The organism is Novosphingobium sp. ST904 (genome assembly GCF_001298105.1).
GTDB lineage: Bacteria > Pseudomonadota > Alphaproteobacteria > Sphingomonadales > Sphingomonadaceae > Novosphingobium.
This window is the reverse complement of the sequence record NZ_LGJH01000089.1, coordinates 1-17319: the sequence shown is the minus strand read 5'-3', so window position 1 is coordinate 17319 and position 17319 is coordinate 1. Positions and strand designations below refer to the sequence as shown.

General features: G+C 62.0%; 17 protein-coding genes and 1 pseudogene. 9 read left to right on the top strand and 9 right to left on the bottom strand.

Features of this window, described 5'->3' with window-relative positions:
* The first annotated feature begins 142 nt into the window (after positions 1 to 142).
* The 3 genes from ADT71_RS01940 to ADT71_RS01930 all read left to right on the top strand — a co-directional run bounded on the left by ADT71_RS01940 (position 143) and on the right by ADT71_RS01930 (position 2746).
* Positions 143 to 565, top strand: coding sequence for an organic hydroperoxide resistance protein (locus ADT71_RS01940; protein ID WP_054434600.1), 423 nt, complete (start codon positions 143 to 145; stop codon positions 563 to 565).
* A 17-nt stretch (positions 566 to 582) separates the two neighbouring features.
* The gene (locus tag ADT71_RS01935; protein WP_054434599.1) at positions 583 to 1998 is read left to right on the top strand and encodes a coniferyl aldehyde dehydrogenase; all 1416 of its coding nucleotides are present in this window, start codon (positions 583 to 585) and stop codon (positions 1996 to 1998) included.
* A gap of 70 nt (positions 1999 to 2068) precedes the next feature.
* Positions 2069 to 2746 carry a type 1 glutamine amidotransferase domain-containing protein gene (locus ADT71_RS01930; protein WP_054434596.1) on the top strand — a complete coding sequence of 226 codons (678 nt, stop codon included), beginning with the start codon at positions 2069 to 2071 and terminating at the stop codon, positions 2744 to 2746.
* Between the two features lie 108 nt (positions 2747 to 2854).
* Here ADT71_RS01930 and ADT71_RS01925 read toward each other — a convergent pair whose 3' ends face one another.
* Entirely contained in the window at positions 2855 to 3715 is an 861-nt protein-coding gene (locus ADT71_RS01925; RefSeq protein WP_054434595.1) for a DMT family transporter, read from the bottom strand.
* 157 nt (positions 3716 to 3872) lie between these two features.
* On the opposite strand from ADT71_RS01925, the gene ADT71_RS01920 reads away from it, so the two are divergent.
* Complete coding sequence (locus ADT71_RS01920) at positions 3873 to 5243, top strand: PLP-dependent aminotransferase family protein (protein WP_369818145.1); 1371 nt, start codon at positions 3873 to 3875, stop codon at positions 5241 to 5243.
* A gap of 398 nt (positions 5244 to 5641) precedes the next feature.
* On the opposite strand, the gene ADT71_RS31850 is transcribed toward ADT71_RS01920, so the two are convergent.
* The 3 genes and pseudogenes from ADT71_RS31850 to ADT71_RS32615 form a co-directional block, all read right to left on the bottom strand.
* Positions 5642 to 5788: a hypothetical protein gene (locus ADT71_RS31850; protein WP_197282884.1), complete on the bottom strand. Its 147-nt coding sequence runs from the start codon at positions 5786 to 5788 to the stop codon at positions 5642 to 5644.
* A 17-nt stretch (positions 5789 to 5805) separates the two neighbouring features.
* Complete coding sequence (locus ADT71_RS31845; RefSeq protein ID WP_197282883.1) at positions 5806 to 5997, bottom strand: hypothetical protein; 192 nt, start codon at positions 5995 to 5997, stop codon at positions 5806 to 5808.
* A gap of 234 nt (positions 5998 to 6231) precedes the next feature.
* Positions 6232 to 6801 (bottom strand): annotated as a pseudogene (locus tag ADT71_RS32615) (IS3 family transposase); the annotation flags it as partial.
* A 214-nt stretch (positions 6802 to 7015) separates the two neighbouring features.
* Here ADT71_RS32615 and ADT71_RS01905 point away from each other — a divergent pair.
* From ADT71_RS01905 to ADT71_RS01885, 5 genes are all read left to right on the top strand, one after another.
* Positions 7016 to 7561 (top strand): MarR family winged helix-turn-helix transcriptional regulator, encoded by a 546-nt coding sequence (locus tag ADT71_RS01905; protein WP_082370089.1) that lies wholly within the window; start codon positions 7016 to 7018, stop codon positions 7559 to 7561.
* A gap of 83 nt (positions 7562 to 7644) precedes the next feature.
* Positions 7645 to 8760, top strand: a complete 1116-nt coding sequence (locus ADT71_RS01900) for an NADH:flavin oxidoreductase (protein WP_054434590.1) — start codon at positions 7645 to 7647, stop codon at positions 8758 to 8760.
* 50 nt (positions 8761 to 8810) lie between these two features.
* Entirely contained in the window at positions 8811 to 9623 is an 813-nt protein-coding gene (locus tag ADT71_RS01895; RefSeq protein WP_054434603.1) for a TauD/TfdA family dioxygenase, read from the top strand.
* 18 nt (positions 9624 to 9641) lie between these two features.
* Positions 9642 to 9950, top strand: a complete 309-nt coding sequence (locus ADT71_RS01890) for a DUF1330 domain-containing protein (RefSeq protein ID WP_054434588.1) — start codon at positions 9642 to 9644, stop codon at positions 9948 to 9950.
* A 55-nt stretch (positions 9951 to 10005) separates the two neighbouring features.
* On the top strand, positions 10006 to 10557 hold the full coding sequence (locus ADT71_RS01885) for a carboxymuconolactone decarboxylase family protein (protein ID WP_054434586.1): 552 nt from the start codon (positions 10006 to 10008) through the stop codon (positions 10555 to 10557).
* Between the two features lie 446 nt (positions 10558 to 11003).
* Here ADT71_RS01885 and ADT71_RS01880 read toward each other — a convergent pair whose 3' ends face one another.
* The 5 genes from ADT71_RS01880 to ADT71_RS01860 form a co-directional block, all read right to left on the bottom strand.
* Entirely contained in the window at positions 11004 to 11648 is a 645-nt protein-coding gene (locus tag ADT71_RS01880) for an energy transducer TonB (RefSeq protein WP_231635492.1), read from the bottom strand.
* Positions 11649 to 11816: 168 nt separating this feature from the next.
* Positions 11817 to 14288 (bottom strand): TonB-dependent siderophore receptor, encoded by a 2472-nt coding sequence (locus ADT71_RS01875; protein ID WP_197282882.1) that lies wholly within the window; start codon positions 14286 to 14288, stop codon positions 11817 to 11819.
* Between the two features lie 125 nt (positions 14289 to 14413).
* Positions 14414 to 15406 carry a FecR family protein gene (locus ADT71_RS01870; protein WP_054434584.1) on the bottom strand — a complete coding sequence of 331 codons (993 nt, stop codon included), beginning with the start codon at positions 15404 to 15406 and terminating at the stop codon, positions 14414 to 14416.
* Between the two features lie 99 nt (positions 15407 to 15505).
* Entirely contained in the window at positions 15506 to 16132 is a 627-nt protein-coding gene (locus ADT71_RS01865) for an RNA polymerase sigma factor (protein WP_231635491.1), read from the bottom strand.
* Between the two features lie 228 nt (positions 16133 to 16360).
* Positions 16361 to 17149: a HEPN domain-containing protein gene (locus ADT71_RS01860; protein ID WP_156336404.1), complete on the bottom strand. Its 789-nt coding sequence runs from the start codon at positions 17147 to 17149 to the stop codon at positions 16361 to 16363.
* Positions 17150 to 17319: the final 170 nt, after the last annotated feature.

Below are 17319 nucleotides of genomic sequence, written 5' to 3'. Positions count from 1 at the left end.
GAAAGTGCGACGAGGGCCAAGCAAAAGCGGAGGATCGGACGGCAGCGCGAGCGCTAATCGTCACACGCCCACGCTGCCGTTTATGAGTTTACGACCTAGAAGGGCGGCAACGGAAACGACCCGGCGCTTCGAAGGAGCCCCCATGCTGACCAAGACACTCTACACCACCGCCGCGACCTCCTCGGGGGGCCGGGATGGCCGCGCCCGCACTGCGGATGGCTCTCTGAATGTCTGGCTCGACATGCCGGTCGAACTGGGCGGGCGCGGCCATGGCAACAACCCCGAACAGCTCTTCGCTGCCGGCTACTCCGCCTGCTTCCTCTCCGCGATGAAGAGCATCGCCGGATCACTCGACATGAAGGTGCCCGCAGAAACCACGGTGACCGCCACTGTCGGCATCGGCCCGCTGGCGACGCAGGGCTTTGGCCTGTCGATCGCGCTGACCGCAGACCTGCCTGGCGTGGAGCGCGCCGCCGCCCAGCGGCTCATCGAGGCTGCCCATGAGGTCTGCCCCTATTCCAACGCCGTGCGCGGCAACATCGACGTCGCCCTGACGCTGGCCTGAAATCTGCGAGACACACCATGACCGACCATTTCAACGATCTGAGCAACATCCTGCGGGCCATGAAGAAGGCGCATCTCGCCGCCGGCCCCGCCAGCCCCGCCCTGCGCCGCGACCGCCTGCAACGCGCCGCGCGCCTCATCACCGACCACCGCGCCGCTCTGGTCAGCGCCATCAGCGCCGATTTTGGCAACCGCGCCGCCTACCACACGCTGGCCGCCGATATCGCGACCACCGCGGCCGGGCTGCACCACAGTGCCGCCCATGTTGACCAGTGGATGGAACGCGAAAGCGCCCCGGTCACCGACCCTGCCGTGGCCGCATGGATCGAACCGCAACCGCTGGGGGTGGTGGGCATTGTCAGCCCATGGAACTTCCCGATCAATCTGGCCTTTGCTCCGCTGGCCGGCGTGTTCGCCGCTGGCAATACGGCTCTGATCAAGCCCTCCGAGTTCACGCCGCACACCTCGGACCTGATTGCGCGTCTGGTTGGCGATGCGTTCGACGCCGATGAGTTAGGCGTGGTGATCGGCGGACCTGATGTGGCGCAGGCCTTCACATCGCTGCCCTTCGACCATCTGGTGTTCACGGGCAGCACGTCGGTCGGTCGCCATGTGATGCGCGCCGCGGCGGAAAATCTGGTGCCGGTGACGCTGGAACTGGGTGGGAAATGCCCGGTGGTGGTGGACGATGGTTTCGACATCGCTACGGCGGCAGAGCGCACCCTGACGGTCAAAACCTTCAATGCAGGGCAGATCTGCCTCTCGCCTGATTATGTGATGATGCCACAGGATGCCGTGGAGGGGTTCGTGGCATCGGCCAAGGCATTCATGACGCGCGCCTTCCCGGCCATTCAGGCCAATGACGAGTACACCTCGATCATCGCCCCGCGTCATTTCGACCGGCTCCTCGACCTTATCGCCGATGCGCAAGCCAAGGGCGCGACCATCGTGCCGCTCAACGCCGTCGGAGAGCCCGTGCATGACGCCGCCACGCGCAAGATAGCCCCCGTGCTGATCCTGAACGCGACCGAAGACATGCGCGTGATGCAGGAGGAGATCTTCGGCCCGCTGCTGCCGGTCGTCGCCGTGGACGTGGACCAGGCCATCGCCCGCATCAACGCCCATGACCGACCGCTGGCCGCCTACCTGTTCAGCGACCGCGAGCCCGTGCAGGAACGCTTCGCCGCCTCGGTCACCTCTGGCGCCCTGGTCATCAACGACATCATGTCGCATGCCTCCATCGAAAGCCTGCCTTTTGGCGGCGTGGGAGCCTCAGGCATCGGCGCTTACCACGGGGTGCATGGCTTCCGCCGGTTCAGCCATTTCCGCCCCACCGTGCGGCAGTCTGTCGAAGGGCTGAGCGGACTGCGGTTGCGCGCTCCTTACGCCGACAAAAAGGCTGCGCTGGAAACTATACTGAGCCCGAAGAACTGAAACACATCCCATTCATTCCTTCCGCATCCGGTGCGATGAAGCGCCGGGCGGACAAGAGAGGTGAACACACATGAAAATCCTTATGGTCCTGACCAGCCATGACGCGCTGGGCGATACGGGCAAGAAGACCGGCTTCTGGCTGGAGGAATTCGCTGCCCCCTATTACACCTTCCTCGACGTCGGGGCCGATATCACCGTCGCCTCGCCCGCCGGCGGCCAGCCCCCGCTCGATCCCAAGAGCGATCTGCCCGATTTCCAGACGCCGTTGACCGCGCGCTTCAAGGCCGACCCGGCAGCGCAGGCGGTTCTGGCGTCCACCGTGAAGCTGGAAACGGTGAAGGAAGAGGATTTCGACACGGTGTTCTACCCCGGCGGCCATGGGCCCCTGTGGGATCTGGCCGAGAGCGAACTCTCGATCGCCCTGATCCAGAGCTTCGCCAAGGCCGGCAAGCCACTCGGTCTGGTGTGTCATGCGCCGGGCGTCTTGAAGAATGTTAAGGCCGTCAACGGCGAACCCTTCGTGAAGGGCCGCACCGTTACAGGCTTCACCAATGGCGAGGAAGAAGCCGTGGAACTGACCGATGTGGTGCCCTTTCTCATCGAGGACACCTTCATCGCGCAGGGCGCCGATTACCGCAAAGGCCCTGATTGGGCGCCCTTCGTGGTGCAGGACGGCACGCTGGTCACCGGCCAGAACCCGGCCAGCAGCGAGGATGTGGCCAAGGCCCTGATCGCCATGGTCGCCTGACCCGCGCCTGACGCCGCCCACGCAAGTGGCGGCGTCAGGCCCATCTCTCTATGCGATAGAATTCTTCGGCCACAGCAATGTCTTGTGACTGGAGATTCTAGCTGGCGATCAGGAAAAACGCTTCGCGCCGGCGACGCAGAGGATGACGATGACGGTCGACGCGATCATCGTCCATGCAACCGGCTCTCCGAGAACAACACCCGCAAGGAGCAGCCCGAAGAAGGGCTGTAGGAGTTGAAGCTGGCCAACGCCGGCAATGCCGCCGATGGCAAGACCGCGATACCAGAACACGAAACCCAGCATCATCGAGAAGACCGAGACATAAGCAAAGCCGGACCAGGCACGCCAGCCAATGTCGCCCCAACTAATTGGCATGGTAGCGAAAGCTATGATGGCCATGACCGGCAACGAGAGGAGCAAAGCCCAGCTTATGACCTGCCATCCCCCAAGGCGCCGTGAAAGTGACGCACCTTCGGCATAGCCCAGCCCGCACAGCACGATCGATGCTAACATCAGCATGTCTCCGGTCAGCGAACCGCCTGCGCTGTAGTACAGGGCGAAACCGGCCACCGAAGCAGCTCCGATCGTCGAGAAAAACCAGAAGGCGGGTTTCGGGCGTTCGCCACCGCGCAGTACGCCGAAGATGGCCGTGGACAGTGGAAGCAGCCCCACGAAAACCACCGAATGCGCAGCCGTGATGTGCTGGAGGGCAAGACCGGTCAGAAGCGGAAAGCCGAGGACCACGCCGATCGAGACGATGGCGAGGGGCAGCAGGTCGGAGCGCGCAGGCCGCTCTCGCGCGAGTGCCATGAGGAAGACAGCGCCGAGCAGCGCCGCGATGACGGCACGTCCCGATGTCACGAACAGGGGGGTGAAATCCGCGACGGCGAGACGCGTCGCCGGCAGAGACCCGCTGAAGATGATGACGCCCAGGATGCCGCTGCCCCAACCGGCTGTAGTCCGTTCCATGATTCCTCGCTTTCGCGATCGGACTATCCGGAAAGGTCTGGACAAGGCAGGGACAATTCCATACAAAACTCGGTAACTGTATGTCCAAAAACTACCATACAATCAAAAGGGCATAATAATGGTCCGGCTGCGTCGCGGAACCCGAACCGAAGCACTCATGGATGCAATCCGTGCGAAGATCGCAAGCCGCGCGATCGGCCCCGGGGATCGGCTGCCCTCTGTCCGCGGGTTTGCCGAGACGATGTCCGCGTCTCCATCCACCGTGGTCGAGGCCTATGACCGATTGGCGGCCGAGGGGGTTATCACCGCGCGTCGAGGCTCAGGCTTTTACGTGACGGGAGGCAGTATCCCACCGATGTCGGTCAGCGAGATGGGGCCACGCCGCGACCGGGCCGTTGACCCATTCTGGATTTCCCGCCAATCGCTCGACGCCGATACTTCCATGGTCAAGCCGGGCTGCGGATGGCTGCCAACGGACTGGATGCCCAATGCAGCACTCCGCAAGGCGTTGCGATCGCTGGCACGCGGCGAGGATGCGCTGCTGACCGAATATGGCAGCGCGCGTGGTTCCCCGGCGCTGCGCCGTCTGCTTCTCGGTCGTTTCGCCGAAGAGGGAATAGAAGCGAGCGCTGACCAGGTTCTGCTGACCGGATCCGGCACGCAGGCCATCGATCTGATCTGCCGCTTTCTGCTGCATCCCGGCGACACAGTGCTGGTCGACGACCCCGGCTATTTCAATTTCCAGGCGCTGCTCCGCGCTCACCGTGTGAAGCTGGTCGGCATTCCATACACGCCCACCGGTCCCGACATAGCGGCATTCGAGGCGGCGCTGATTGCACATACGCCAAGGCTCTATATTACCAACTCCGCGCTCCACAATCCAACCGGGGCCAGTATTTCCCACCAGTCGGCGCACCGACTGCTGAGCGCTGCCGAAGCCCATAACCTCACGATCGTGGAAGACGATATCTTCGCCGATTTCGAACCATCGCCGTCGCCGCGTCTTGCCGTTCTGGACGGGCTCGACCGGGTCATCCGCATAGGAAGCTTCTCCAAGACCCTCTCCGCATCCGTGCGCTGCGGCTATATCGCTGCGCGTCGCGACTGGATCGAGGGGTTGATTGATCTTCAGGTTGCGACGAGCTTCGGCGGGCCCAGTCCGGTGGCAACAGAGTTGATCGCCGATGTGCTGGCGGGTGGAAGCTACCGAAAACATATGGCCGAACTCCGACAGCGATTGGCACAGGCGCGGGACCGCACCGCCGCACGTTTGGCGAAGCTGGGAATCGTGCCATGGCTCATGCCGCGAGGTGGCTTCTATCTATGGTGCCGGCTGCCTGGAGACCTTGATTCTGCGGATATCGCCCGGCACTGTCTGGAGGCTGGCGTAGTGCTGGCCCCGGGCAACGTATTCAGCGTATCGCAGTCTGCGGCGCCGTTCATGCGTTTCAACGTGGCGCAGTCTGACGACCAACGGGTAGAGGACGCCCTCATTCAGGCATTGGATCAATCCGGCCGACAAGGGTGAAACTGCGGCATACGTCATTCGCAAGCTGAAATTGCCGGGACCGTTCCGAGAGATACAGGGACTGGTTCGAGACCTTCCGGTATTCCAGAATACTTGCCATCCACGCTGACGGAACGCTGGCGCCCGCGCGCGTGGATGCCTCCGAGATTGCAAGGTGATTTTCTGACTTTGCTCGGCAGAGCGCTTCATCGGTCGTGTGTCAGGCCTCCGATGTGGCTTGCTGACGCCACGGGCCGTTATGCAGTTCGAACGATCCGGGCCACATCGGTTCAGCGAGCTTGGTTTGCTCTGGCACTGTGACTGGTTAGCCGTATCGTGAACATTGAAGTCCTTGCCGCATAGTATCAGTCGATCTCCTTGTCGGGACCGAGGCCCCGAGCGCTATGGCAGTTACGCCATCACGCCAAACGGTAGTCTTCCTCGCGGGTCATCATCGCCCAGATTGTCCGCGCCATTTTGTTCGCCAGTGCTACGGCGACCACCATCCTGGGCCGGCGAGCCATCATGCGGCCCAGCCAGTTGTCGGGGAGAACGCCTTTGCGCACGATCCATCGTATCCTGCTCATCGCACCGACGACGAGAAGTTTGCGAATGCCGATTTGACCCATTCGGACAGGGTGTCGATATGCTCGAGGTAGAGGCCTGCGATCTCCCGGATACTGGAAGGCACGTCGACATCCTCGTCGTCACCGGCTGCGCGGATTTCCTTCAGATGAGGAACCCCTTGGGGGAATACCAGGCCGAACTCGGCCAAGTGTCCTCGTAGCGCGTTGATAGTCTGCGTTCGCTGGCTCACAAAACATTGATGGGTGCGATAGGCCACAGCCCCTCGCCTGATGGTCCGCGCTTTTGACCGCGACGCAATGCAGGTTCGGGCGTACAGCGGCTTCGGCAATGGCCGCCGCGTCTGCAGCGTCGTTCTTCTGCCGCTTCACGAAAGGCTTCACGTAGATTGGCGGGATCAGCCGAACCTCATGACCTTCTGGGTGTCAGATACGAAGTCGAGGCTCCAGCGCTGGTTTGGCCCTGTGGCATCGTCATGGATGCTCGCGTGCCTAAGGCCCTCTTGCGGCCACCGCGCCGGCGCACCTGTAGGCGTTCCTCTCGATACAGCCGCCGAAACTTCTTGTGGTTCATTGTCCATCCTTCTCGGCACAGCAGCCAGTGCAAGCGGCTATAGCCAAACCGGCGAGGCAGCCCGGCCAACTCGCGGATGCGTGCCCGTGCCGCAGCATCGTCCGGTCGGCGGCTGTCGTAGCGCACGCTCTTTCGATCTACGCCCAGAGTCTCGCAAGCCCTGCGCCGGCTCACCTCGGAAACCTCCTGGAGATGACCCACCGCCTGACGCTTCGCTCCAGGCGTCAGAACTTTTTCAGGCTGATCTCCTTGAGCATGGCGTTATCCTGCATCGCATCAGACAGAAGACGCTTCAGCCGAGCGTTCTCCTCTTCCAGCGAACGCAGCCGCCGGGCTTCGGAGACATCCAGGCCGCCATTCCGGCCTCCTGCTCCTTCAACACCGCGATGATCTGTTCCTCGCTGAACCTGCTCCGCTTCATAGCCATCCGACTCCAAGGGCAGGACTCTACTCAAATCTGGAGGAAATCCACGGGCTCAGACCAGCTGGAGCTTTGCGCGCCATCGAGTTGACGCCACCCCATTTTTCAACGCTGCCCAGTGTCTGATCCGAGCAAATGAGGTGATGCTTGGGCGCTATGCCGAGATGACGAAATCATGCTTGCCAGATGGGGCTAATCGCGGCTTGATCCGGCGATGACCAATCGCCCTACAAAGTCGGTGCGCCCTGTCGATCAGGTTGCAGCCGGGAAGGCCTATTTTGCCGATCTGGGGCTTGATGTGAGCCACTTCGGCGCGATCTGGCACTTGTTCAAGGTGGGCCAGCTCATGGGGATCGACCTCAACCAGATAAGCCGGCAACATGGCCTGAGCATTGCCGACTTCCACCTGCTCAGCGCCCTGATGATGAACGATCCAGTGCCGATGCGGGCAACCGATCTCGCCAGCGCTCTCAACGTCACGAACGCCGCGCTGTCGGGTCGGGTCGCCAGGCTGGCGGAGCGGGGGCTGCTGACTTGCACGGAAGCGGCCGCCGATCGTCGCACGAAGATGTTGCTGCATACCAGCGAAGGGGCCGAGAAGGTGCGCTGCATCGGCAGCGACCTCGAGCATGCCGGACGGTTCGTGCATCACTATCGGCAGTTGCCGCAGGGCGATCGCGACGCACTGGAGCGGATCATCGCACAGTTGCACACGATGATGGACCGTGATTTTCTGCCGGTCACGCGGGGGGATAGTTAAGGGGTTGAACAATCCGGGATTGATACCGGCCGAGGGCATCGGCCAGGAAGCGGCCATCTTGCCGCAACACTGGATCACGCCCCATGGCCTGCAATGCCGACGTTCTTTTCCGCCCCCTGCGCATCGGGTCGATGACCCTGAAAAACCGCATTGTCATGGCGCCGATGACGCGCGGTTTCGCCATCGATGGAGCTGTCGGCGCTGCGCATGCCAACTATTATCGCAAGCGCGCTGAAGGCGGCGTGGGGCTAGTCGTGACCGAAGGCGTCGTGGTGGACCGGCCGGCCTCTCGGAACGAGCCCAATGTGCCCAGGTTCTACGGCGACGATCTGGAAGGATGGGGTGATGTCGTCGGCGCGGTCCATGGTGCCGGCGGTGCGATAGCGCCGCAGATCTGGCACACTGGCGCGGTCCGGAGCAGCAGTATGGATTGGGAACCTGACTTCACGGTGGAAAGCCCTTCGGGCCTTATCGCACCGGATCAGGTACGCGGCGACACCATGAGCGAGGAAGCCATTGCCGATACCGTCACCGCCTTTGCCCGGGCGGCAGCGGATGCCAAGCGTCTCGGCTTCGATTGCGTGGAAGTCCATGGCGCCCATGGTTACCTGGTCGACCAGTTCTTCTGGGCAGGTACTAATCTGCGCGATGACCGCTATGGCGGCCCCACACTGAAGGAGCGGTCGCGCTTCGCGGCTGAGATCATTGCCACAATCCGCGCCGAGGTCGGGCCCGATTACCCGCTGATCCTGCGCGTCAGCCAGTGGAAGCAGCAGGACTACAGCGCACGCCTGACACAGACCCTCGAAGCGATGGCGGACTGGCTCGTACCGCTGGTCGAAGCCGGTGTGGATGTGCTGCACTGTTCGCAGCGCCGGTTCTGGGAGCCCGAGTTTCCGGAAGCGGACGGCGCGCAGGGCCTCAACTTCGCAGGATGGGCGAAGAAGCTGACCGGTGCACTGACGATAAGCGTCGGATCGGTTGGGCTGGACGGCGATTTCCTTCAGGTATTCAAGGGCCAGCATTCTGAGCCTGCAAGCATCGACAGTCTGGTCGAACGCATGGAGCGTGACGAGTTCGACATGATCGCGATCGGCCGCGCGCTGATCACCAATCCCGACTGGGCCCACAAGGCACAGACCGGCCGGTTTGACGAAATGGTTCCCTTTTCAACGGATGCCCTCGCGCAATTCGTCTGACGCGCAGGCGGGTGATCGAGCTGCCGTTAGACCGCAATCGGAGAGAGATGATGAAATTCGAAACCGCAGACCTGACCCCGCGCATCGGCACGGAGATCAAGGCCAGCAAGCAGGATCTGCTCCAAGGGGGCCTGGGCGAGGATATACGGGAACTGCTGGAACAGCGCGGGGTTCTGCTGTTTCGCGAACTGAACCTGACCGATGACGAGCAACTCGCTTTCGCCCGGACCCTCGGCGAGGTGATCGACCAGGGCATGAAGGGCATCTACAAGATTTCGCTCGATCCCGCGCTGAATGACACCGCCGATTACCTCCATGCCACTGTCCACTGGCATGTCGACGGTGCTCAGGACATGGTGCCAACACGGGCTTCGCTGCTGACCGCGCGCGTATTGTCCAGAATCGGCGGCCAGACCGAATTCGCCAACACTTACGCCGCCTATGACGATCTCCCGGCAGATCGAAAGGCAGAGGCGGACAGCCTGCGCGTGGTCCACTCGCAGGAATACATCCAGCGCGCGATGCATCCCGATCCGAGCGAGGCGCAACTGGCTCGCTGGCGCGAGCACCCTGAACAGGTTCATCCGATGGTCTGGACGCATCGATCGGGGCGCAAGTCCTTGCTGCTGGGCCTCACCGCTGGCCGCATCGACGGGATGAGCGAGGAGGAAGGCCGCAGGATCATCGATGACATGCAGGCATGGGCCACCCAGCCGCAATTCGTCTATCGCCACGAATGGACATCGGGTGACCTGATCATTTGGGACAATACCGGCGTGATGCACCGCGTCGAGGCCTATTCGGCCGACAGTGGCCGCCTGCTCAGCCGGACGACCCTTGTCGGTGAAGAACCCATCGCCTGAACACGGGAGACCCTACCGATGCCTGCCTATATCATTGTCTATCGCGAAAGCCCTGTGCGGGACGAGACTGCGATCGCGGAATACTCCCGGCGCAATCGGGAGAGCGCGGCAGCCTTCCAGCAGCAATTCGGAATCCGTCCTCTGGTGGTCTACGGCACCTCTCAGGCACTGGAAGGCGACAATCCCGACGGCGTCGTCATGCTGCAGTTCCCCTCAATCGAAAAGGCAAGGGCCTGGTACGCAAGCCCTGCCTACCAGGAGGCGCTAGCCTTCCGGAAAAATGCAGCCGAGTGGCGCGTCGTCATCGTCGAAGGCCTTCCGGAATGATGAGCGCCAGCGCACTTCAGAACGGCCAGCGGATATCGAACTTGCCGGAAGAGCAGTGGACGCCGGAAGTCGAGGCGCTATTTCCGCTCATGCTTCCGCCCGGTTCGACCACCACGGATTCGGACTTCAACTCGATCCTGCTCTTGGCGCACCGGGGCTCGCTGATCCCTGGCTCCGCTTCAACGCCAAGGTCGCGGAAGGCTTCGTACTTTGTGCGTGGTATAGGGAAATCGCGATCTCGCGCGTCGCGTGGCGGCGGGCCTCCGATTACGAATGGATCCATCACACGCTTTCGGCAGCGCGCGCCGGCTTGACCAAGGCGAATCTCGATGCGCTGCAGAACGACGATGCCGATGACCAATGGTCCGGCCTGGAAATCCTGCTGATACGCGCCACCGACGAGATCTACGCGGAGGGTGGCATAGCGCCACAGACGCTCGCCCAACTCGTGGAGCATTTCACAACGCAGCAGGTCATCGAACTGGTCTTCGTCATCGGGGCCTACATTGCGCTCGCCGCCATTCTCAACACGGCTGGCGCCGAAATCGAGCCTCGGATCATGCAGCAAGCAAAGGCTGCCGGCTTCCCACGGCTCGTGCTTATCTGAGGCGTCACCTCGGGAACCGGGCAATGACGCAAGGCGAACAGCGCCATGGCCGCGCAGGCATCTGCTCGCTGGAACGGCGCTCTGGCCCTGATAAACCAAGACGGCAGCAACGCGCCCAAGTCGGTCATACCGCAAGACAGGGCCATCTCCTGAAACCAGTCGTAGCCAGACTTTCGGAAAGCGGGAAAAATACAGTGTCAGTTGAGACTCGCGCAGGGGGCGCATCCAACGCTAGTACGCAACGCCCAACGACGGCGGTCAGACAGCGATTGTCCAAGACGAAACTGACCCTGCTCCTCTCTGAGCTTCCGCGATCCAGCAAAGCAACATCAATCCGTTCTGACTGACATAAGAACTGCCGGGAGGCATGACTTCAATGCCAGCCCGCGCCGGCGCGGGTGCGGCGGTGGATCGGGAGCGTCGATACGGTCATGCAATGGTCCCCGTCAGGTTATGAGGAACTCAACTGGCACGACCAGTTCTATAGCTTCGCCCTTCACATCCTCTGGCGGCTTGGGCAGCGGCTGCGCCCGCTTCGGAAGCGCCAAAGCCTCGTTGTCCAGCGAGCGGACACCTGACGAGCGCTCCAACCTGACCGACAGTACCTTGCCCTGCCGGTCCATGGCGAAGCGGATGTACGGAACGCCCTGCTGCCGTGCGAAATGGGCGTCTCGCGGATAGCGCTTCACCTTGTCGAGGGCGCCGAGGACGAGGCCCTGCCATGTCGGCCTGCCGCTCGAAACTTGCGGGGCGGGCGGCACGGGCTTGCTGGCTGGCGCCGTAGTATCCTTCACCGGAGGGCCGGGATCGGGCGGCACGAGTTTGGCAGGCGGCGTTGCTGCCACGACATTGGCGGTCGGAATGACGATCTTCGGCGCTTCGATCTCGGGTACTTGAGGCTTCGGGACGGGCTTGTCCTTCTTCACCTGCTCCGGCCCTGGCGGCACTTCGCGAACGGGTTCGGGCGGAGCAGCCGGGCGTGCGACATTGAACGCCGTCAGCGTCGCAGGCGGCGGCATGGCCGTATAAGTCTGCCAGGTCAGGAACAGCCCAGCAAGAATGGCCAGGCCGATCGCGCTTGTCCCGCCCAATCCGACCAGACGCGTGGTCAGCGAATCCGTTTGGTCCGCGTAGCGAAAGGTTCTTGAATCGCTCGCAAATCGCCAGCCGACAGTGTCATCTCGCGCAGGGTCACACTCCTCGGGTAGCGCAGGGCTGTCCGAGGAGGGTGACAGTATAATCGGCTTGTTGGATGGCACTTAGAAACGTCCGCGCACCGTTGCCATCACGCTGCGCGGATCGCCGTAGAACAATCCGCCGAAGTTGTTCGAGGTCGGGATCGACTGGTAGTAGGTCTTGTCCAGCAGATTGTTGACGTTGAGACCCAGTTCGACCGCTTCACTGACATCATAGCGCGCGTGCAGTCCAACCAGCGCGTAACCGCCCTGCTTGATCGTATAGCTTGCGGTCTGGGTATACATCTTGCTCTGGACATAAAGGTCGCCGCCCAGCCGCATGCGGTTGAAGCTGCCCGGCAGGCGGTAGTCGGTCGAGAACTTGAACAGCTTGCGCGGAATGCGGGTGTTGTAGTCCGTCCCCTTGTTGACGCCTGCGACATATTCGGGATCGCTATAGGTGAAGCCAAGCGTCGCGTTCCAGTCCGGCAGCGGAGAGCCGGAAACCTCGACTTCAAAGCCGCGGTTGCGTACGCGCCCGCCTTCGACGTAGCAGGTGGACGTACCGGTGACGCCGCACGTCTTGTCCGCCGTCGTGGCCTCGGGCATGTTGAGCAGGCTGGATTGGAACACCGCCAACGATGCATTCAGGCGCCCGTCGAAGTATTCGCCCTTTACCCCGGCTTCGTAGTTCTGTCCCTGGATCGGATCAAGCAGCGTATTGCCCGCGCTGTAGTAGCTCTGCGTCTTGTAGACTTCCGTGTAGCTGACGTAGAGCGAATGGTGGTTGTCGAGATCGTAGACAACCCCGGCGTAGGGCAGGAACCGGGCTTTCGAGCTGTATTCGTCGTTCACGTAAGGGCTCAGGACGGTGTAGCTCGACCAGCTCAGGCGTGCGCCGAGAATGGCATGAAGCCCATCGGCCAGAGCCAGACGGGTCGAACCGTAAAGGCCGCCTTCCTTGCGGTTGTAATTGTAATAAGTGCTGGCGGTGTTGAGCACCGGGGCTGTGATCGACGCATAGTCATAGTCGGTGATGTCGACGGTCGGCGTATTGGATGCGGTGTGGATCGTGAAATCGAACTTGTCGCGCCGCAGGCTGCCGCCAAGGACTAGCTGATGCTCGCCGCCCAGCAGCCGGTAATGGCCGGTGGCATAGACGTCGAGCCCCACCTGCCGGTCCCGGTAGTCCACGTCGGAGACCACCAGCCGGTAGATGTCGCCAGAGGAACGTGCCGGATAGGACGAGCGAAAGTCCGCGTCCGACCAGATCGCGCTGGGGGCGACCACGATCTTCCAGTCGCTGCCGATCTGCTGTTGCAGTTCGCCGAAGGCCGAATAGTTGCGGCGCTTGAGATAGGCCCACTTGCCCGCCAGCGAGGCCGAACGCGGCAGATCGTAGAACGCACCGCTGACGTCGGTGTTGAGCCCGCCCCAGTCGTAGCCGTGGTTGTAATCGCGCTGCGCGGTGCCGCCGACGCGCAGCAACGTGCCGGGGGTAAGATCGGCTTCCGCCGTCAGGTACAGCAGGCGATTGTCCCTGCTGGCGCCGTCACGGTAACTGCCCGCGTTGTTGTAGAAAGCCACGGCGCGCGCGCGCACGTCGCCGCCCTTGGTGATCGGCCCGGAAACGTCCACCTGCCCGCGATAGTTGGACCATGATCCAATGCCTGCCTCGACACCCAGTTGAAAGTCGCGCGTCGCCCGCTTGCGCACGAGATTGATCGCTGCGGAAGGATTGCCGGTGCCTTGCAACAGCCCGTTGGCACCGCGCACCACCTCGACCCGGTCGTAGATCGCCATGTTCGCGGTGGACATCACGTCCATCGAGTAGTTCTCGGAAATGTTGCTCGGAATTCCGTCGAACTGGATATCGGTGATCTCCGATCCGCGCGCGTAATAGGTCGAGCGGTCGGTCCCGAGCTTGGTATAGGTAATCCCCGTCGTGGTGCGGGCAATATCGTCGAGCGACTGAACGTTCTGGTCGTCCATCTTCTGGCGCGTGACGACCGAGACCGACTGGGGCGTCTCCCGCGGGGAGAGAGCCAGCTTGGTGGCGGTCGAGGTGCTGCGTACGGTGTAGGAACGGGTTCCCTCGCTCACGGCAGGATCGCTGGTCAGTCCAGCCAGGCTGCCGCCGTTTCCGCCATCACTGCCCTGAACCTGCACCGGCCCAAGCTGGATGGTGCCATCCGCGGTTCGAGGTGCAGCCTCCAGCGTGAAGGCGCGCGGCCCGGTCTGGCGGAAGGTCACCCTGCTACCGGCAAGAATGCGCGAAAGGCCTTCCGCCGGGGCAAAGCTGCCCTTGAGACCGGGACTTGAAACGCCCGCTGTCAATTCGGCGCGATAGGCCAGTTCGACACCGGCCTGCCGGGCATAGCTGTTGAGAACATCGGCCAGCGCGCCGGCGGGAATATCGTAGCTCCGGGCTTCTTGCGCCAGCGCCGGAGCGGCGATCCCGGCCGAAAGCCCCATCGTCGTACCGGCAAGGAGTACGGCGGCCATCAGCCTGCCGCTCGCGCGCTGCCCGCCGCGCGCCTTTGTCGAAATCTTCACTCTGGATAATCCCCGAACGTCGTTGAACTCGAGGCGTTATTGCTAATGCGAACGCCTTGCATCTATGACGATCATGGTTTGCGAAACGAGAGCTCAGGTTGAAAATTTTTCGCCTGACCGGAAAATCAGCTGAAAATCAAGATCATGCGGTCAGTGAGCTGGGCCGAACGCAGCCCCAGAGAGCTGCGGAGTTGAGCGATGGCCGCAACCGGATCGTCGATGTGGAACACCCCGCTGACGCGCAAGTCACGCGCCGCACCGACTACCCCCAGATAGCCTCGATGGTAGCGCCCGATCTCGGCGACGACCTCGCTGAGCGGCGCATCCTTGAACACCAGCGCTCCTTCGGTCCACGCCATGGCATCGTCCGGGTTGACCGTGAATGCAGGGCCGATCCCTGCTGCGGGCCCATAGGAAAGGCTCTTGCCTTCGTGCAGGACGGCAGAGGTGCCGTCCTCGGCCGGATAGCGAATGCGCACCTTGTGTTCGGTGACGGTTACACGCGTTTCGGCGCCGTCGCGCCGGACGAGGAAACGGGTGCCGAGCGCCGTCGTCGATCCCGCGCCCGCCTGCACGCGGAACGGGCGCGATGGATCGGGTGCCACGGTGAATGCAGCCTCGCCGGTCAGTAGCCGGACCACGCGGCGGTTGCCTGCAAATTCGAAAGCCACTGCGCTGTGTGTCCCCAACTGCATCGTGGAACCATCGGCAAGTCGCATCGTGCGCCTCTCGCCGGTTCCGGTCATCGCGTCAGCCTGGAGCATCGTCATCCAGCCCTGCGCCGACCAGACCAACGCAAAAATGAGGCTTGCGGCGATCGCGGAAATTGCCCAGCGCCGCCGCACGCGTGCCCCTGGCCGAGCGAGCCTTCGGGTCTTGCGAACGGGCTCTTGCGGCAGGGATGCGCGCAGCGCCGGAGTCTCGGGCACGGCGCCCATCTGCATCCAGAGGTCCTGCATCCGCGCATAGGCGCGCGCGTGTTCTGGATCTCGGGCCAGCCAGGCATCGCGCTCGGCTCGCTTTTTGGCAGGCAGTTCGCCGTCGAAATCGGCGGAAACCCAATAGGCCGCTTCATCGGCAAGCGAATTCGGCAAAGGCGCCTCGGTATCACGCGGCATACAGTCATTTCCCATGCGAAATTGCCGCCAATCTGCATTCCGCTTTCATCCCATGACGTTCGGCGCAAGCAAAACGATAGGGTGTCATCGCAGGATCGCTCATGCTTCGGCCGCGTCCGACAAAGCCCGATGGCACAGCACCAGGGCATGACGGATATGCTTGCGCACCATGTCCTGGCTGATCGACAACCGCTCCGCTGCTTCCGAGACGCTCAATTCGTCGATCTTGACCAGCACGAAGACCTGTCGGCAGCGGAGCGGCATCGTATCGACTACCGCAGCAATCTGGCGAACTTTTTCCTGATCGAGCAGGCGCGTTTCAGCATTGGGATCCGGCGAAGGGACGCCGTGACCATCGGCTTCCTCGACAAACAGGGCTGCCTGTCGCCGCGCGGCGCGTAGATGATCCAGCGCCAGGTTCGAGGCGAGGCGGAACAGGAAGGAGCGCTTGTTGATGATCGGCGGATCGTCTTTCACGCTCTGCACGCGCAAATATAGGTTCTGCGCGACATCCTCTGCTGCCGCGACGCTGCCCACCATCCTCGCCAGCCAGCGCACCAGGGCGGCGCGCTCGGTGGTCAGCAGACGGGATAGCAAGGCGGAGTTGCTCGACATGGCGAAATGCGCCCTATCGATGTTGCGAATGAATCGCAACTGCGTGGGTACAGCGACACTTTTGACAGCGCCAAGAGCATAACATTCAGCAATGTGACCACGCTCAAGCACTAATTTGATAGCGTTATACTCTGAGCGAAGCTTTATCGCACATTCTGCCCTGCCTTTTAGCGACCGGCAGCTATCTCACTTTCACTTCTCCAAACGCGACATTCCTCTGTCGGCCCAAAAAAATTCATTCGAATGCTCTCTGCAACATTTCTAGCGCCATTCAGATATTAGCGGGACGCCGGTACAAATGCATCCAAGGTCCAGTCTGAAGAGCTATATCAGGGATACTTAGGTCTCGCCGCGCACCATAAAATCTACTCCCAATCGGTCGCAAGACAATGCCTGAACTTCGGAATGCAGGTAATCTACACGCCCCGCAATCCAAGCCAGCTCGTCTTCAGAGATCCGATATTGGCGATCGTATCGCGACTTCACGTAGGAGTCGTGCAGCCGCTTGAAGCAGCGTTTTTCCGACTTCGTTTCGCTAGGCCACGCCCTCGCCAACGCAGGCACGATGTCCTCGCTTCGGTCACGAAGCCAGGTAACGTTTTGCGATCGCGGACTGTCTCCCGTCAGCATATACAGTACGGTGTGGTACAGGACCTCCGTCGCCTGATGAAATTGGAAGACCGCCCGATTGAGCCACTTGCGGGCGAGCGAAATCTGGGCAAACTCCAGGAATTCGCTCGCGCTGGAGAACCAGTAATCGAAATCCGCGCGGCGCTCCTGAAGCACGGCAGCGTGGTCCGGCACCATTGGCAATGACAGGGGATGACCTGGTAGTTCGTAGAGTACTGTGCCGTCAGCCACCGCCCCACACACAAACGATTTACCGTGCGACAGATCGCGGTGGACCGACTTGATACCGCGGATCGACAGGCTGATCGGTACGGCAAGTTGCCGCGTGATGGCATGTTCACGCATGAGTCGATCTTCTGCATGCAATGGAAAGTCGGATTTTTGCGCAAGCCGGTCATCGCTAACCACCACAAGGATCGAGTACTTTGGCGTACGCCCGCCCGGTAACTCCCGCGTTCCAGTACCGCGTGCATAGGCGCCGAACAGGATGACTTTCAAAATGCGTCCCTGTCGTTTCCATTCCTGCGTGGATAGGACCAGCGAGTTCGCGAGTTCGAAAAAGAGAAATTCTAGGTCGTAAACTCATAAACGGCAGCGTGGGCGTGTGACGATTAGCGCTCGCGCTGCCGTCCGATCCTCCGCTTTTGCTTGGCCCTCGTCGCACTTTC

Coding starts and splice junctions, on each gene's coding strand:
- ADT71_RS01940 (WP_054434600.1), top strand. CDS start 143: ATGCTGACCAAGACACTCTACACCACCGCCGCGACCTCCTCGGGGGGC.
- ADT71_RS01935 (WP_054434599.1), top strand. CDS start 583: ATGACCGACCATTTCAACGATCTGAGCAACATCCTGCGGGCCATGAAG.
- ADT71_RS01930 (WP_054434596.1), top strand. CDS start 2,069: ATGAAAATCCTTATGGTCCTGACCAGCCATGACGCGCTGGGCGATACG.
- ADT71_RS01925 (WP_054434595.1), bottom strand. CDS start 3,715: ATGGAACGGACTACAGCCGGTTGGGGCAGCGGCATCCTGGGCGTCATC.
- ADT71_RS01920 (WP_369818145.1), top strand. CDS start 3,873: ATGGATGCAATCCGTGCGAAGATCGCAAGCCGCGCGATCGGCCCCGGG.
- ADT71_RS01905 (WP_082370089.1), top strand. CDS start 7,016: ATGACCAATCGCCCTACAAAGTCGGTGCGCCCTGTCGATCAGGTTGCA.
- ADT71_RS01900 (WP_054434590.1), top strand. CDS start 7,645: ATGGCCTGCAATGCCGACGTTCTTTTCCGCCCCCTGCGCATCGGGTCG.
- ADT71_RS01895 (WP_054434603.1), top strand. CDS start 8,811: ATGAAATTCGAAACCGCAGACCTGACCCCGCGCATCGGCACGGAGATC.
- ADT71_RS01890 (WP_054434588.1), top strand. CDS start 9,642: ATGCCTGCCTATATCATTGTCTATCGCGAAAGCCCTGTGCGGGACGAG.
- ADT71_RS01870 (WP_054434584.1), bottom strand. CDS start 15,406: ATGCCGCGTGATACCGAGGCGCCTTTGCCGAATTCGCTTGCCGATGAA.